This window comes from Mesorhizobium loti CJ3sym (assembly GCF_000472785.1).
GTDB lineage: Bacteria > Pseudomonadota > Alphaproteobacteria > Rhizobiales > Rhizobiaceae > Mesorhizobium > Mesorhizobium loti_E.
Genome location: NZ_AXAL01000030.1, coordinates 1 through 15115, shown reverse-complemented (window position 1 = coordinate 15115; position 15115 = coordinate 1). Strand labels below are relative to the sequence as shown.

General features: G+C 63.4%; 17 protein-coding genes and 1 tRNA gene. 11 read left to right on the top strand and 7 right to left on the bottom strand.

The features are described 5' to 3' along the window. The first annotated feature begins 81 nt into the window (after window positions 1-81). Together A3A9_RS0130775 and A3A9_RS0130770 are read left to right on the top strand one after the other, a co-directional pair. Complete coding sequence (locus A3A9_RS0130775; RefSeq protein WP_027062062.1) at window positions 82-702, top strand: 2,3-bisphosphoglycerate-dependent phosphoglycerate mutase; 621 nt, start codon at window positions 82-84, stop codon at window positions 700-702. Window positions 703-842: 140 nt separating this feature from the next. Next, window positions 843-927: transfer RNA gene (locus A3A9_RS0130770), tRNA-Leu, on the top strand. 83 nt (window positions 928-1010) lie between these two features. Here the strand turns inward: A3A9_RS0130770 and A3A9_RS0130765 are convergent. From A3A9_RS0130765 to A3A9_RS0130755, 3 genes are read right to left on the bottom strand one after another with little or no spacing between them, the layout of a single operon-like run. Then, window positions 1011-2033 (bottom strand): hypothetical protein, encoded by a 1023-nt coding sequence (locus A3A9_RS0130765; RefSeq protein ID WP_152536212.1) that lies wholly within the window; start codon window positions 2031-2033, stop codon window positions 1011-1013. Then, window positions 2002-2760: a hypothetical protein gene (locus tag A3A9_RS0130760; RefSeq protein WP_152536211.1), complete on the bottom strand. Its 759-nt coding sequence runs from the start codon at window positions 2758-2760 to the stop codon at window positions 2002-2004. The genes A3A9_RS0130765 and A3A9_RS0130760 overlap by 32 nt, the downstream gene beginning before the upstream one ends. After that, entirely contained in the window at window positions 2702-3022 is a 321-nt protein-coding gene (locus tag A3A9_RS0130755; protein WP_027062059.1) for a hypothetical protein, read from the bottom strand. The genes A3A9_RS0130760 and A3A9_RS0130755 overlap by 59 nt, the downstream gene beginning before the upstream one ends. Here A3A9_RS0130755 and A3A9_RS39835 point away from each other — a divergent pair. The 3 genes from A3A9_RS39835 (at window position 3021) to A3A9_RS0130740 (ending at window position 5796) form a co-directional block, all read left to right on the top strand. Next, the gene (locus A3A9_RS39835) at window positions 3021-4763 is read left to right on the top strand and encodes an FAD-dependent oxidoreductase (RefSeq protein ID WP_033838905.1); all 1743 of its coding nucleotides are present in this window, start codon (window positions 3021-3023) and stop codon (window positions 4761-4763) included. The genes A3A9_RS0130755 and A3A9_RS39835 overlap by 2 nt on opposite strands. Before the next feature lie 14 nt (window positions 4764-4777). Further along, on the top strand, window positions 4778-5086 hold the full coding sequence (locus A3A9_RS0130745; protein ID WP_023777710.1) for a UBP-type zinc finger domain-containing protein: 309 nt from the start codon (window positions 4778-4780) through the stop codon (window positions 5084-5086). A gap of 167 nt (window positions 5087-5253) precedes the next feature. Beyond that, window positions 5254-5796, top strand: a complete 543-nt coding sequence (locus A3A9_RS0130740) for a cytochrome b (RefSeq protein ID WP_027062058.1) — start codon at window positions 5254-5256, stop codon at window positions 5794-5796. Window positions 5797-5834: 38 nt separating this feature from the next. On the opposite strand, the gene A3A9_RS45385 is transcribed toward A3A9_RS0130740, so the two are convergent. The 3 genes from A3A9_RS45385 to A3A9_RS0130725 all read right to left on the bottom strand — a co-directional run bounded on the left by A3A9_RS45385 (window position 5835) and on the right by A3A9_RS0130725 (window position 8376). Then, complete coding sequence (locus tag A3A9_RS45385) at window positions 5835-6008, bottom strand: hypothetical protein (protein ID WP_202596422.1); 174 nt, start codon at window positions 6006-6008, stop codon at window positions 5835-5837. Between the two features lie 99 nt (window positions 6009-6107). Further along, window positions 6108-6284: a hypothetical protein gene (locus A3A9_RS45380; RefSeq protein ID WP_167334885.1), complete on the bottom strand. Its 177-nt coding sequence runs from the start codon at window positions 6282-6284 to the stop codon at window positions 6108-6110. 97 nt (window positions 6285-6381) lie between these two features. Then, window positions 6382-8376, bottom strand: coding sequence for a transcriptional regulator (locus tag A3A9_RS0130725; protein ID WP_033838904.1), 1995 nt, complete (start codon window positions 8374-8376; stop codon window positions 6382-6384). Between the two features lie 252 nt (window positions 8377-8628). Here A3A9_RS0130725 and A3A9_RS0130720 point away from each other — a divergent pair, with 252 nt between their 5' ends. From A3A9_RS0130720 to A3A9_RS0130710, 3 genes are all read left to right on the top strand, one after another. Further along, entirely contained in the window at window positions 8629-9717 is a 1089-nt protein-coding gene (locus A3A9_RS0130720) for a PLP-dependent cysteine synthase family protein (RefSeq protein ID WP_027062056.1), read from the top strand. Window positions 9718-9729: 12 nt separating this feature from the next. Beyond that, the gene (locus tag A3A9_RS0130715) at window positions 9730-11211 is read left to right on the top strand and encodes a pyridoxal phosphate-dependent decarboxylase family protein (RefSeq protein ID WP_027062055.1); all 1482 of its coding nucleotides are present in this window, start codon (window positions 9730-9732) and stop codon (window positions 11209-11211) included. Window positions 11212-11282: 71 nt separating this feature from the next. Further along, window positions 11283-11639 carry a hypothetical protein gene (locus tag A3A9_RS0130710; protein ID WP_027062054.1) on the top strand — a complete coding sequence of 119 codons (357 nt, stop codon included), beginning with the start codon at window positions 11283-11285 and terminating at the stop codon, window positions 11637-11639. Between the two features lie 7 nt (window positions 11640-11646). Here A3A9_RS0130710 and A3A9_RS0130705 read toward each other — a convergent pair whose 3' ends face one another. Then, the gene (locus A3A9_RS0130705) at window positions 11647-13164 is read right to left on the bottom strand and encodes a winged helix-turn-helix domain-containing tetratricopeptide repeat protein (protein ID WP_027062053.1); all 1518 of its coding nucleotides are present in this window, start codon (window positions 13162-13164) and stop codon (window positions 11647-11649) included. 226 nt (window positions 13165-13390) lie between these two features. Here A3A9_RS0130705 and A3A9_RS0130700 point away from each other — a divergent pair, with 226 nt between their 5' ends. The 3 genes from A3A9_RS0130700 (at window position 13391) to A3A9_RS0130690 (ending at window position 14877) form a co-directional block, all read left to right on the top strand. Further along, entirely contained in the window at window positions 13391-13639 is a 249-nt protein-coding gene (locus tag A3A9_RS0130700; RefSeq protein ID WP_245279162.1) for a DUF1127 domain-containing protein, read from the top strand. 129 nt (window positions 13640-13768) lie between these two features. Then, window positions 13769-14140 carry a hypothetical protein gene (locus A3A9_RS0130695; protein ID WP_027032197.1) on the top strand — a complete coding sequence of 124 codons (372 nt, stop codon included), beginning with the start codon at window positions 13769-13771 and terminating at the stop codon, window positions 14138-14140. 110 nt (window positions 14141-14250) lie between these two features. Further along, window positions 14251-14877 carry a CDGSH iron-sulfur domain-containing protein gene (locus A3A9_RS0130690; RefSeq protein WP_027062051.1) on the top strand — a complete coding sequence of 209 codons (627 nt, stop codon included), beginning with the start codon at window positions 14251-14253 and terminating at the stop codon, window positions 14875-14877. The last annotated feature ends 238 nt before the right edge of the window (window positions 14878-15115 follow it).

Below are 15115 nucleotides of genomic sequence, written 5' to 3'. Positions count from 1 at the left end.
CATCCACACTTTGTTTTAACGCAATTCCGGACGGAAAACCGCTTCACACTTTTCCTGGAATTGCTCTTGTAGGGAGCAGACATGTCGAGAACTCTCGTGCTCGTGCGTCACGGCCAGAGCGAATGGAATTTGAAAAACCTGTTCACCGGGTGGCGCGATGTCGACCTGACCGAGCAGGGCCATGCCGAGGCCAAGGCCGCCGGCCAGAAACTCAAGGCGCGCGGCCTGAAGTTCGACATCGCCTTCACCTCGGCGCTGATCCGGGCGCAAAAGACCTGCCAGCACATTCTCGACGCGGTCGGCCAGAGCGACCTGAAAACTATCCGCGACCAGGCGCTCAACGAGCGCGACTATGGCGACCTCTCCGGCCTCAACAAGGACGATGCCCGCCAGAAATGGGGCGAGGAGCAGGTCCATGTCTGGCGCCGCTCCTACGACGTGCCGCCGCCCGCCGGCGAAAGCCTGAAGGACACCGGCGCCCGCGTCTGGCCCTACTATCTGCACGATCTGCAGCCGCATGTGCTGCGCGGCGGCACCGTGCTGGTCGCCGCCCACGGCAACTCGCTGCGCGCGCTGATCATGGCGCTGGACGGCAAGTCGGGCGAGGAGATCGTCAAGCTCGAACTCGGCACCGGCGTGCCGGTCATCTACCAGCTCAACGCCGATTCCACCGTGGCGTCGAAGGAAGTGCTGGAAGGCTGACGGTTCCTGAGCCGGCAAGCAGAGGTGTTGGCTCGGCCGGACCATGCGCTTTTGCCAAAGCTGTGATTCTAGCTTTCGGCGTTATGGTCCAAAAAGCGCGTTGACAGCAATCGCTTGCCCGCTTACATGAGCCCGCACCAGCCCAGATGGCGGAATTGGTAGACGCGCACGGTTCAGGTCCGTGTTCCGCAAGGAGTGGAGGTTCGAGTCCTCTTCTGGGCACCAAATTCCCGTTTCGGACCGTTAGATGGTTCAGACGCATAAGAAAAAAGCCCGGTTCGTCCGGGCTTTTTCTTTAGGAATCGCCGTCAGACAGCCAGTCTGCGCGTGGCCTCGATCGACGTCTCCGCAATGATATCGAGCGCGCCGAACTGTTCATAGAAGTTGAGGCCGAACTGCTTTTGTATGTTGCGCCCGGCCGTTCCGCACAGCATCCAGCTGTTGCCGGACGGATTGAGTTCGAGAAGGAAAAGTTCGCCCGTCTCGGCGTCGCGCAGGATGTCCACGCCGAGTGACGGAATGGTCGGGAAAACGGCATGCGCGCGAACGGCAAGCTCAAGCACGTCCTGGTCCGTCGTGAGCGCAATCGTGCATCCCTTGGCCGAAGCTATGATCGATGCCCCAGGAGCCGCCCGAAACCCATCGGAACCACTCAATGGATTGAGGTCGCGCCTGCCCTCATACTGGATCGCGGCCAGAGGCTTGCCGAGATAGGTGAGCACTCGATAGGCCGTGGGCCATGGACCGGTATGGATGTATTGCTGGGCGATCATCGCCGCGCGTCTGCCCGGGTGATCTTGCGGATAGTCGGATGGGGCGGTGTAGCGCACCCGCCCGGTTTTGGTTATGCGCACGAATGCTCCGCGTTTGCCACGCGAAGGTTTTACAACCACGTACGGACCCCACGCTGCGGGATCGAGTTTTGTCCCTGGCACGATTTCCGTCCACCTGGGCACAGGAAGCCCCGCGGTTTCGAGTGCGGATACTTCCTCGATCTTGCCCATGCGTTGATGGACGAGGCGCGTTCCGCGCAGCGGCCTCAGCCATTTAAGCCGATCCAGCTCGATGGAGAGGGTCGGCCTGATGGCAATCGTTGGCGTTCGCAAGGTCGTCAGCACCGATGCCGTCGACATGACACTGACCTTGATGTCTTTCGCGCGCGCCTCGATCAACGTGGCCGCGGCCCGGAAATCCTCGATGGCTTCCTTCTTTGGGAAGCAGTAGAACGCCAAATTGAACTGCGGCATGCCGGGTTTCACTCGCCATAAGAGCGCGGTTACAAGACGTCTCGGACCTGTTTCAGTTAGCAACGAACCGCCCTGCAGCGCCAACGTAATTTCTACCAGTCGGGCTATATAGGACAATACTCTGTCGAGGGTCCCGAAGGAGAGAAGCTTTCGAATGATCGTCTATGTCGTCACCGCCCGGTTCAGCACGACAATCCAGCGGTTGATCCATGCTCTCGGGGCCGAAGCAAACGGACTGTTGTCCTACATCACCTATGAGGAGATGTTTTTCGAACGGGCGACACCGCTCGCCCATCACATCTAAACCGACTTCGATCGGCTGTCGCGCTATGAACTGGACTGCGCATCGACGGTGGCCTTGAGACTGCAAGCGCAAGCGCCTGAAATCCGCATTTTGAACCACCCGCTGTACGCTCTCGAGCGGGTCCCGCTGCTCCACAAGCTCAATATGCAAGGCATCAACGACTTCGCCGTCCAGCGCCTTGATACCGGGGCGAAACCAACGAAGTATCTGGCTTTCCTGCGCGCCGAGGACGGATATGGCGGACCCGAGACAGGCATTCTGCGATCCGACGCGGAGTTTGACGACGCGATAGCGCAGATGCGGCGCAATGGCAGGGCCCTGAAGGGACGGATCGCCGTGGGCTATGTCGGCGAACCTGACGAGAAGGGTTTTTATCGCAAATATGGCGCCTTCTATGTTGGCGGCGCCATTGTGCCGCAGCATTTGATGCGCAGCGAGCAATGGGTCGTCAAAAAGAAACTCCGCCGCGATCGGCCCCGCCGAGGCCGAGGAGGAACTCGATTTCATCCGCCGCAATCCGCATGCCGACCACCTTGCCAATGTCTTTCGCATCGGCGGCCTCGATTTCGGGCGCGTCGATTACGGCTTCCGTCAGGGCCGGCTGCAGGTCTACGAGATCAACTCCAATCCAAGCTTTCCAGACTTTTCCAAGAGCGATGGCCGCAGCGAGGAACGGACCGCCGCCTTGCCACCGCCAACCTCTCCTCGCGGCTAGGCACTGAACAAACCGCTTCAAACCGGACGGCCACTTCGCTACGCTCGCAACCATGTCTCAATCCAGCACCGCAATCTTAGGCGCCCGTCGCGACCAGGCCTTTCCGACGCTGACCGAAGCAGACCTCGACCACATGCGCCGTTTCGGCGAGGCCAGCGCCTATGCCGCCGGCGAGCACATCATCAAGGCCGGCGATGTCGCGCCCGGGCTGATCGTCGTCCTGTCGGGCACGGTGGATATAACCCAGGATGGTGGCCTCGGCCGGCGCGACACGATCGTCACCCATGGCCCGGGCAGCTTCGTCGGTGAACTGGCGCAGCTTTCGGCTCGACCCTCGCTGGTCAATGCCGAGGCGGCCGAGCCGGTCGAGGCCTTCGTCATCCCTTCGCAGCGCGTGCGCGACCTGATGGTGCAGGAGGCCAATCTCGGCGAGCGCATCATGCGGGCGCTGATCCTGCGCCGTGTCGGGCTCCTGGAAAGCGCCACCAGCGGGCCGATCATCATCGGACCATCAGGCAATGGCGACGTGCTGCGGCTGCAAGGGTTTCTGGCCCGCAGCGGCCAGCCGCACCGTGTGCTCGATTCCGGCAGCGACCCTTGCGCGAAAACCCTGGTCGAACGCTTCGACGTCGATCCTCACCATCTGCCGGTCGTGCTGTGCCCGAACGGCAGGCTGCTGATGAACCCGAGCGAGAAGGACCTCGCCCGCTGCATCGGCCTGCTCAGGCCGATCGATGCCGACACGCTGTATGACGTCGCCATTGTCGGCGCTGGCCCCGCCGGACTGGCGGCAGCCGTCTATGCGGCCTCGGAAGGGCTGTCGACCATCGTGCTCGATTGCCGGGCCTTCGGCGGACAGGCGGGCGCGTCGGCCCGTATCGAAAACTATCTCGGCTTCCCCACAGGCATTACCGGCATGGCGCTGATGGCGCGCGCCTACAACCAGGCGCAGAAATTCGGCGTCGAAATGGTGATCCCGGACGAGGCGAAGCTGTTGAGCGCGGCGACAGACAATTCAGGCGCCCGCTACTTGCTCGATGTCGGCGACGGCGAGACGGTGCGCACGCGCAGCGTGGTGATCGCCAGTGGCGCGCGCTATCGGCGTCTCGATGTCGCCAACCTGTCGCAGTTCGAGGGAACGTCGGTGCATTATTGGGCGTCGCCCATCGAAGGGCGGCTTTGCGCGGGGCAGGAAGTGGCGCTGGTCGGCGCCGGCAATTCAGCCGGCCAGGCCGCGGTCTACCTCGCCAGCCACGCACGCAAGGTGGCGCTGCTGGCGCGCGGCGGCAGCCTCGATGCAACCATGTCGCGCTACCTCGTTGAGCGCATCAGGGCGCAACCGAACATAGAGGTGCTGACCCAAACCGAAATCCAGGCGCTGGAGGGCGAGAAGGGCAATCTTGCCACGGTCCGCTGGCGCAACCGCGTCAGCGGCGAAGAAACGACCCGCCCGATCCGCCATCTCTTCCTGTTCATCGGTGCCGATCCGAACACCGACTGGCTGGCGCACTGCAATGTGGCGCTGGACGCGAAGGGGTTCGTGCGCACCGGGTCGGAGCTGGGAGCGGATCACGGCCTTATGGAAACCAGCCGCAGCGGCGTGTTCGCCATCGGCGACGTGCGCTGCGGCTCGGTCAAACGCGTTGCGGCGGCCGTCGGCGAGGGCGCCCAGGTGGTCGCGGCACTGCATGCTTATCTTGCGCAGGACGGCAGCCACGCCACGTCGCTTCAAAGTATGATCCCGAAAAGTGGGCCCCGGTTTTCTGGGCAAGATCATACTTCAACAAAGAGATAGTCCAGGAGAGTGTGATGGCGGATGAATGCAAACACGCGGCTGGGATCAAGGACGTGACGCCGAGCGCGCTCGGCTGCGAGGAATGCCTGAAGAGCGGCTCGTGGTGGGTGCATCTGCGGCTCTGCCGCACTTGCGGCCATGTCGGCTGCTGCGACGACTCGCCCAACCGCCACGCGACAAAACATTTCCACGCCACCAGCCATCCCATCATCGAGGGCTATGACCCGCCGGAAGGCTGGGGCTGGTGCTATGTCGACGAGGTTTTTCTCGACCTCGGCGACCGCACCACGCCGCAGAACGGTCCGATCCCGCGCTTTTATTGAGGTGCACTAGGAGACCCGATTAAGAAGCCCGGTTCGTCCGGACTTCTGTTTGGCTGACGCATGGTGCCTTCCGGTGCCGACTGTCAGCTTCAAAAAAGGATCGTTTCCGAACAAAGCTTTGACATGATGGCGGCTAGTTTAGAACCATTCAAAACAGGATGGCTCGGATGACCCCCATTTATACAAGCGCGCAGAAGGCCCTTCATTGGGCGGTGTTTCTGCTGGTCATCGGCCTTTATGGCTTGACGTACGTTGAAGAGCTTTTTCCGCGAGGCGATCCGGGACGGGCGCTGGTCTGGTGGCTGCATATTTCGTTCGGTCTATTGCTGTTCACGTTGGTCGTCATCCGGGTCGGCCTTCGCCTGACGCTGGGCACACCCGGGCTGCCGACGGAAATGTCACAGCTTGAACGATGGGCGGCCAAGGTCGCGCACCTCTTGCTTTACGCCCTGCTGGTGGCCATTCCGGTTCTTGGCATCCTGCTGACCTGGTACCGGGGTGACGCCTTGAGCTTCTTTGGCCTTTTCACCATCCCGGCGCCGGTTTCGCCGGATCGCGACACGGCCAGAACCATCAGGGAGCTGCACAGCCTCTGCGCCAATTCGATCCTCATCCTGGCCGGAGTGCATGCGGCCGCGGCGCTGTGGCATCATTTCATCCGCAAGGACGACGTGCTCAGGCGCATGCTACCGGAAAGCACCGGCTCTTAGGCGCTTGCCAATCGACGGGCGCAGGCCATCTTTTTCGATCAGTCCCGCTTTGGTTTCACTGGCGTGGGCGTCGGATTGTCGACGCTGTTCTTATTCACCTGGAAGGCTTTGCCATCGACCTTCTTCTTTTTCAGATCGTCGCCGGTCTCGGGCTGCGGCGGGCGCTTGGGATTTTCTTTACTGTTGTCGTTGATGTCGAAAGCTCTGGTCATCATATCCTCCAGATTCTGTCCTGGAAGACAATGTTGGACTGCGCGCGGAGTTCCGCCGGTGAAGGCTCGACCACTGGTGCCGGGTGCCGTCTTGATGACTTATCGCACCGACCCGGTGACCGTCCGGTCGACGTCGGGAACGGATTTGCGGTCGTTGCCGGCAAGTGCTGCGATGATCAGCAGGCTGGCAACGACGGGAACGAACAGGACGGCGACGCGGGCCTGTACATGAAGAATGGCACGCCATTCGCTGCGCTTGTCGGGGCTGTCGCTCATCATACTCACTTTGCCATGGACCCCCCGGACGTCACATAGAGGTGAACCGTTAAGCAACTCCTTCCGACTTCGTTAACGCTGGAGTTTAAGCGCGAAATCAGGCCAACCCGATCCGCCTGGCGCCTTGCCGGAACAGCGCCTCGGCATCGGGTTCGAAGCGGAAGGTGCCGATGAAATCGTCGGCGCGATAATCAGGCAATGTCTTGCGGATGGCGGCGGCAAAGCCGCGCGCCTCGTCGAGCCGGCCGGCCAGTGCCAGGCAGTGCGCAGCGATCGCCAGGATGATGGTGTGGGCGTTTGGCCGTGCCGCCGCCTTCAGCGCCCAGTCGGCCGCTTCGTCGAACTGGCCGAGCCGGACATGCGACATGGCGCGCGCCCCCAGCATGCCGAACAGCAGCGGGTCGAAGGGGCTCAAATGGCGCGAATGGTCTGAGGAGCTTATCGCTGCCTGCGGGTCGCCCGACTGAGAGTGGACGAAGGACAGCGCATAGTGGCCAAGCGCGAAATTCGGGCTGAGATCGACAGCCCGTTCCAGCTCCAGCAGCGAGCCGTCCTGCTCGCCGCGCAGCCACAGCGCCCGGCCCATCGCCCAGTGCGCGGCCGGATTGTGGTCGTCGACCAGCAGGCTGTGGCCGGCGCTCTCATAGGCCAGCGCGCTTTCGCGGTCGCGGTCGCCCCAGCGCTGGAAGGCATTCTGCCAATGGGTGAAGGACAGGCCGGCATAGGCGCGGGCAAAGGTCGGGTCGAGCCGCAAGGCCGTGGCGAAAAAATGCTGCGCCTGTTCGTTTTCTGCCTGGGTGAAGCGGTACATATGCCAGAGGCCGCGATGGTAGGCCTCCCAGGCATTGAGCGAATTGGGGGCCTTCAGCATGGCGCGGTTGCGCTCCACCGTTTCGATCTCCGCTGAGATCGACGAGACGATGGAGTTGCCGATATCGTCGAGCACGGCAAAGATGTCGTCAGGCCTCCGCTCGAAGGTCTCGGCCCAGACGATCCTGGCCGTGCGCACCTCGATCAGTTCGACGCTGACGATCAGGCGGCCGGCCGTGCTGCGCACCGTGCCGGTGGCGACATAGTCGACGTTCAGCCTGCGGCCAGCCTCTTCCGGTGCGATATTCATCCGCGCCAACGCAAACACCGATCCGCGCGCGATGACGAAGAAATCGCGGAGCTTGGCAAGACGAGTGATGATGTCGTGGGTGAAGCCGTCGGCGAGCCCGCCGCGTGTGCCTTCGCCGGCTTCCTCGACAAACGGCATCACCGCCAGCGACGCCTGGCTTGGCTCGACCGCGCCGGCATCATCCGATGTGGTCACCAATTGCGGCAATGCGGACAGGCAGGCCGGTTGTGCCTTGAGCGAGGTGCCGGATTGTTGGTCACGGATTGCCTGCCAGGCCGCGCGGAGCGGGGCGAAATCCAGCGCTTCCGATTGAAACAGGCGTGCCGCGGAAGCCAGATGCGTCTCGGCCGCGCCGATGGCACCGTGCGCTGCCAGATTGGACAGCAAGGCCAGATGCGCGCGCATGTCGAATGGCGCCAGCTCGATCCATCTGTCGAGATGCGTGGACATTTCGGGCGAGCCCGGCGGATGGTTTACGGCAAGCTGTTCCAGCACGGCGGCGTGGCACGCGTGAAAACGGCGGCGCTGGGCAATCAGCCAGCTGTCGAAAAGCGGGCTGCGCTCGAGCACCAGCCCGTCGAGCAGATCGCCGGCAAAAAACCCTGCCAGCGTTCGCAGCCGCTCAACGTCAAGCGTGCCGATCCCTTGCGCGGCGGCGCGGCTGATCTCCAGCGCATCGACAAGGCAGCCGTCGAGATCGAGTGCGACCGTATCGCCTTGGGTGCGGACACGGCGCCGGTCCGGCGTGTCGAGGGCGCCGCGCAATTTGCTCAGGCACCAGCGCAGTTCGCCGCGGGGGTCGTTGGGCACATCCCACAAGAGCTCGCACAGGCGGCTGCGCCCCACGGCGTACGGCGCCAGCGCCAGATAGGCCAGGAGTGCACGCAGCTTGCGCGATGCCGGCAACGCAATCGGCACGTCGTCACGCAGGATTTTCAGCGGTCCGAGCAGGCGCACGGACAGGCGCGGCATGTCGCCGTCCGGCCTCGATGGTGCGGATTCCACGTCCGTTTCCACGCCTGCTCCCACGCTGGCCTGTTGGCCTTTGCTCTATCACCAAACACGACACGGCGCATCCGGCGGCGAATTTCCGCGCCGGATACCACAATTGCCGCAGTGCCGGCATGTCAGTCCTAGCGCGGCAAGGTCTCGAAACCTCGCCGCCCAACCCGCCGGCTTGTAACCGGCTTGTGACGACAACGACGACAGACGAGGAGTTCTTCCATGTTGCATCAGCAGAAAATCAGAACCACCGCCGGGCGCGGCCGCCTGTTCGACAGCATCCTGGACACGGTCGGCGACACGCCGGTGATCCGCATCAACAATCTCGGGCCGACCCATGCGACGATCTACGTCAAGGCCGAGTTCTTCAATCCGGCCGCCTCGGTGAAGGACCGGCTGGCGCTCAACATCATCGAGGAGGGTGAGCGCAGTGGCGCGCTGACGCCCGGCCAGACCGTGGTCGAGGCAACCAGCGGCAACACCGGCATTGGGCTTGCCATGGTCTGTGCGCAGAAGGGCTATCCGCTGGTCGTCACCATGGCCGACAGCTTTTCGGTCGAGCGCCGCAAGCTGATGCGCATGCTGGGCGCCAAGGTGGTGCTGACGCCGCGCGCCGAAAAGGGTTTTGGCATGTACAAGAAGGCGGTTGAGCTGGCTGAGGCCAATGGCTGGTTCCTCGCCCGCCAGTTCGAGACCGCGGCCAATGCGGCCATCCACGAAGCGACAACGGCGCGCGAGATCATCAATGATTTCGCCGGCTCGCGGCTCGACTGCTTCGTCACCGGCTATGGCACCGGCGGCACCGTCGTCGGCGTGGCGCGTGTGCTGCGCCGCGAACGGCCGGAGACCCGCATCGTGCTCTGCGAACCGGCCAATGCCCAGCTGATCGGCAGCGGCAAGGCACAGCAGCGCGGTGCGCATGGCGCCCCTGCAGCCAGCCATCCGGCCTTCGAGCCGCATCCGGTCCAGGGCTGGACACCGGACTTCATCCCCAATGTGCTGCAGGAAGCGATCGACGCCAGCCTCTATGACGAGGTGATGCCGATTGCCGGGCCCGAAGGCATCAAATGGGCCAAGGCGCTGGCGCAGAAGGAAGGCATCTTCACCGGCATTTCCGGCGGCGCCAGCTTCGCCGTGGCGCGGCAGGTCGCTGAGAAGGCGCCGGCCGGATCGGTGATCCTGTGCATGCTGCCCGACACCGGCGAGCGTTACATGACGACGCCGCTGTTCGACGGCATCGAGGCCGAGATGGATGCCGACGAGATGGCGCTGTCGCGCTCGACGCCCGGCTGCCAGTTCCCGGCTGCCTGACGGGAGGATGTCATGGATATCGCACCGGAAAGCCTCGGCATGGTGGTCGAGGAAACGCTCGACCCTGCCGACTGGGCCGCTGTGCAGGCGCTGTCGCACCAGGTCATCGATGATGCCGTCGGTTATCTCAGCGATATCAGGGACCGTCCGGTCTGGCGGGAGATGCCGGCGGATGTGAGAGGGTCCTTCGCCGCACCCTTGCCGCGCTTCCCCGCGCCGTTGGCCGCTGTCTACAGCGAGGTAGCCCGCACCGTGATGTCCTATCCAATGGGCAACATCCATCCGCGCTTCTGGGCCTGGTATATGGGGTCGAGCAATTTCACCGGCGCGCTCGGCGATTTCCTGGCGGCGATCCAGGGCTCCAATCTCGGTGGCGGCAACCACGCCGCCGGGCTGATGGACGGCCAGGTGGTGAACTGGTGCAAGGAGATGCTGGGCTTTCCCGCTTCCGCCTCCGGCACGCTGGTCAGCGGCGGCTCGATGGCCAACATCATCGGCCTGACCGTGGCGCGCAACACAAAGGCCGGCATCGACGTGCGCGAGCACGGCGTTGCCGCCATCGAAAAGCCGCTGCGCTTCTATGGCTCGGACCAAGTCCACTCCTGCCACCGCAAGGCCATGGAAGCGCTCGGCCTCGGCAACCAGGCGCTACGGCGGATTCCGACGGATGCCGGCCTGCGTATCGATATATCGGCCTTGCGCGCGGCGATTTCGGAGGATCGCGCGGCTGGCTTCAAGCCGGCCTGCATCATCGGCAATGCCGGCACGGTGAACACCGGCGCGATAGACGATCTACGCGCACTGGCCAAGCTCGCGCATGAGGAAGACCTGTGGTTCCATGTCGATGGCTGCATCGGCGCGCTGATCGCGATCGCGCCTGAGAACGCGCATCGCGTTGCCGGTATCGAATGGGCCGATTCGGTCGCGCTCGATCCGCACAAATGGCTGCACGCGCCGTTCGAGGTCGGCTGTGCCCTGGTCAGGGATGCCATTGCGCATCGCCGCACCTTCGCGGTGACGCCGGAATATCTGGAATCGATGCCGCGCGGCCTTGCCTCGGGCGAATGGCTGCACGATTACGGCCTGCAAACGTCGCGCGGTTTTCGCGCGCTGAAAGTGTGGATGGCACTGAAAGAGCATGGCGTCGAAAAGTTCGGCCGCCTGATCGACCAGAACATTGCACAGGCCGTCTATCTCGCCGGATTGATCGAGGCCTCGCCGCTGCTGGAGCTGGCGACACCGCCAACCATCAACATCGTCTGCTTCCGCTACCAGCCCGGCGTCACGGGCGAGGCTCTCAAGGCGCTCAATACCGAGATCATGCTGCGGCTGCAGGAACAGGGCATTGCCGCCCTCTCCGACACCACGCTTCACGGCGAACACTGGCTGCGCGTGGCGATCGCCAACCATCGCACAAGGCGCGACGATCTCGGCCTTCTGGTGCGGGAAACGGTGCGGCTGGGGCGGGAGATCTCTGGCCTCGCACCTTCCTAGACTGGTGAGCCACACCTTCCTAGTTCCCGGCAGGCGTGCGATTCTGCCGGGATGATTCGGGAGGGTTCGCGGTGACGCTGTTTCGCATGGTCGTGCTTGCGGCTTTGGTCTGCACCAGCTCGGCCGAGGCCGCCGACATGGCGTTCTTCGTCAAGAACCTGCGCAAGCAGGCAGTCGCCGTCGAATTGTTCAGCCGCGACCGCGAGACGGTCTGGCCAGGCAATGACCAGGTGTTCCTGATCGATCCGAATTCGCAGAAATCGGTGCCGCTGTCCTGCAATTCGGGAGAGCGCATCTGCTACGGTGCCTGGGTCAACGGCAATGACAGCATCTCCGCCGGTGTCGGGCCCGACAACGACCAGCCCTGCGACACCTGCTGCTTCATCTGCGTGGAGCACACGACCGAGACGATCGACCTGGTGCCCTGATTGGCCGTCACTCGGGCAGGCCGGCCTTGCGGAAGCCATCGACGAAATGCTCGAGCGTCGCGTCGTCGCGGAATGGCTCGGTCGTGGCCCAGTGGTGGATCGTGAAATGCGGGCTTCCGACGAGGAACAGCTCGACCTCGGCGCGCGCCTCGTCGAGCTGGCCGAGCTGGGCCAAGCTTGCCGCCAGGAAGCGGCGCGAGGTGGTGCGATAGGTCTCGTCCCGGTGCAGTGTCTCGATGGCGGCCTCGTAGTGGCGCGCCGCATATTGCGCCTGGCCGAGCGTCAGATAGTACCAGCTTGCCGGAAACGGGTTCAGCCGGAATGCCTTGCGTATGTGCTCAAGGCCCTCCTCGATCCGCCCGGCCAGGACCGTGATGTCGGAGAGTGATGCCCAGGTATCGGCTTCGTTCGGATCGAGTTCGATCGCCTTGGCGAATTCCGCATCCGCCTCGGTGAAGCTGCGCTCATAGGTGAGCAGATAGGCCAGGATCCAGCGGCAGCCGGCATCGTTGGGATCAATCGACACGGCTTTGCGCGCCATTTCCAGGGCAACGCTGCGATCCGCTTCGGTGGGTCCGCCCCAATGCACCCGTCCCATCCAGTGGTTCATGGCAAGCCATCGGTAGGGCTCGGCGTAGTCTGGATCGAGCGCAACCGCGCGCGTCAGCATCAGATGCGCTTCCTGCGCCATCTGCGGCGAATCGTCGATCAGCTTGCGCGCCCGCACGCAGAGATCGTAGGCCTCGATGTTTTTGGGCCGGTTGCGCGGCGGCGGCGCGCGCAGCCTGCCGAGCAACGCCTCCACGATCTTGGCCGTCACCTCGTCCTGAACGGCAAAGATATCGTCCAGGCTGCGATCGAAGCGTTCGGCCCACAGATGCTCCCCGCTCGCCGCGTCGACCAGCTGGGCGTTGATGCGCACACGGCCCCCGGCGCGCCGCGCACTGCCCTCCAGCAGATAGCGCACGCCGAGCTCGCCTGCGATCTCGCGCACGTCCATTGCCTTGCCCCTGTAGGCAAAGGTCGAATTGCGGGCGATGACGAACAGGCCGGAGATTCTTGACAGGTCGGTGATCAGGTCTTCGGTCAACCCATCAGCAAATGAGGCCTGTTCGGGATCGTTGCTGAGGTTGACGAAAGGCAGCACCGCGATCGACGGCTTGTCGGGCAGCGGCAAGGGTTTTCGCTTCGCGCCATCGAGCTGTTGGATCGTCCCGGTGAAGCGGTAGCCGACACGCGGAACCGTCGATATCCAATCGCCGCCGTCGGCAGGCGGACCAAGCAGTTTGCGCAGCTGCGCGATCTGGACAGTGAGGTTGCCTTCCTCGACGGCCGTGCCCGGCCACGCCGCATCCATCAGCTCGGCCTTCCCCAGGATTTCACCGGGGCGCGCGGCCAGCGCCGCGAGCAGCTTCAGGCCGCGATAGCCGACGGCAACGGGATCGTCGTTCCGAAGCAGCGTTCCCGCACCCGGATCAAGCACGAACGGACCAAAGGCAAAGCGCGATCCCTGCATGGGACGCATCTATAAAGCAAACCCGGGAAAAGTGTGAGGCGGTTTTCCCGAAAAGCGCTCCGCGCTTTCCCAAGGAGTTGCGCCAAAACAAAGAGTTAGAGCCCGTTTGGAACTTTTGAGAACTATTTGGCAGGCCTTAATTACGGCGCTGTCCGCATTCTGCAGAATTCAGCCTCTTTCAAATCCGGGGTCCCCAGTTCGCAGAGCTGGCTCCCCAAACCACATGGAGGTTGTCATGACCAATTGTCTTGCTTTGGCCTCGCGCCAGGCCGTGCTGCGATGCGCGCCCGGGGAGCAGGCGTCGCCCAGGCGCTATAGCCTTGCGGCCCTGCGAAGCACCATCGCCGCCTCACGCGCGCGAGCACGCTTTCGCTGGGACCTCAAGCGAATCTCGGAAGCCAATCCGCATCTGATCGACGATATCGGACTGACCATGCGGCAGGTCGAAGAAGAAATCGCCAAGCTGCCCTTCTGGCAACGATAGGGTGAAAGTCTTGAGATCCGGCGGCCGATTAAATCAGGGATTTGCCGCCATCATCCCTTTAGCGCCGGCCCGCGTCATGGCATGATCCCTTCATCGGCCGTGGGGGCCGATTCTTCATCGGGGGTTTCCATGTCTTTCACATCCGCGCGCCGGCTTGCCGCCGCGTTTTCGCTTGCCGTCCTGTTTGCGCCGGCCGCCCATGCCGGCGACGTCAGCTTTACCATCAAGAACAGCCATCCCAACGCCATGCGCCTCGAGCTCTACAGCCAGGACCGCGACTATGTCTGGCCGGGCAACGGCAAGGACTTCTACCTCGACGATGGCGAGACCAAGTCGTTGCCGATCTCCTGCAACGAGGGCGAATCGATCTGCTACGGCGCCTGGGTCGATGGCGACGAAGGCACCTATTGGGGCGTCGGCCCCGGCAATAAGGAAAAATGCGAGGATTGCTGCTACACCTGCAGCGGCGGCGAGACCGAGGAGATCAATCTCGTCCCCTGACCGGTTTGCCAGCTTGACGGTTTTCCTGTTCGAGCCATAGCTTGCCCAAACACCCAAGGCACGACGGGTCTGCGAAGGCGCGACGTGCTCCAGGCAACAGGAGTACGGCGATGGCCGCCATGGTCGAAAGCGACAAGATCGACGTCGGGTTTTCCGGCAAGCGCTGCATCCACTCACGCAATTGCGTGCTCGGCGACCCGCATGTCTTCGTGCCCAACGCACCGGGAGAGTGGATCCATCCCGAGGCGGCCGGCGTCGAAAAGATCGTCGCACTGGCCGAAAATTGCCCCTCGGGCGCCATCACTTACATCAGGAAGGATGGCGGGCCGCAGGAACAGCCGCCGGCGGTCAACACCGTGCGCGTCCGTGAAAACGGCCCGTTGGCCGTGCACGCCGAGATCGTCCTGGGCGACGAGACCTTCCATCGCGCCACGCTCTGCCGTTGCGGCGCCTCGCAGAACAAGCCGTTCTGCGACAACAGCCATATCAAGGCCGGCTTCACCGCCACCGGCGAGCCGCCATTGAAGGACACGCCGGCGCTTGAAGCGCGCAATGGCCCGCTGAAAGTGACGCCGACCACCAACGGCGCACTCAAGCTCGAAGGCAATGTCGAGATCGTCACCGGCACCGGCCACACCGTCGATCGCACGCAACGCACCTTCCTCTGCCGCTGCGGCCACTCGGCCAACAAGCCGTTTTGCGATGGGTCGCACAAGAAGGTCGGGTTTGTGGGGTAGGCAATCGGAGAAGTTGGCGCGAGGCACCCCTCTCTGCCCTGCCGGGCATCTCCCCCTCAAGGGGGTGTTTGGACCGGAGACATCGCGAACAGGTGTGCGAAGACATCGCGAACAGTTTGCCATGCTATCGGCTGATTGCGTTGAGGTCGATGGTTTGGATTTTCTGGTGGCGGAAGTAGACGTCGAAGACACCGTCCTGTCCGGTCGGTCTGAAAGCGACAGTCCTGCCGGCGAAGGC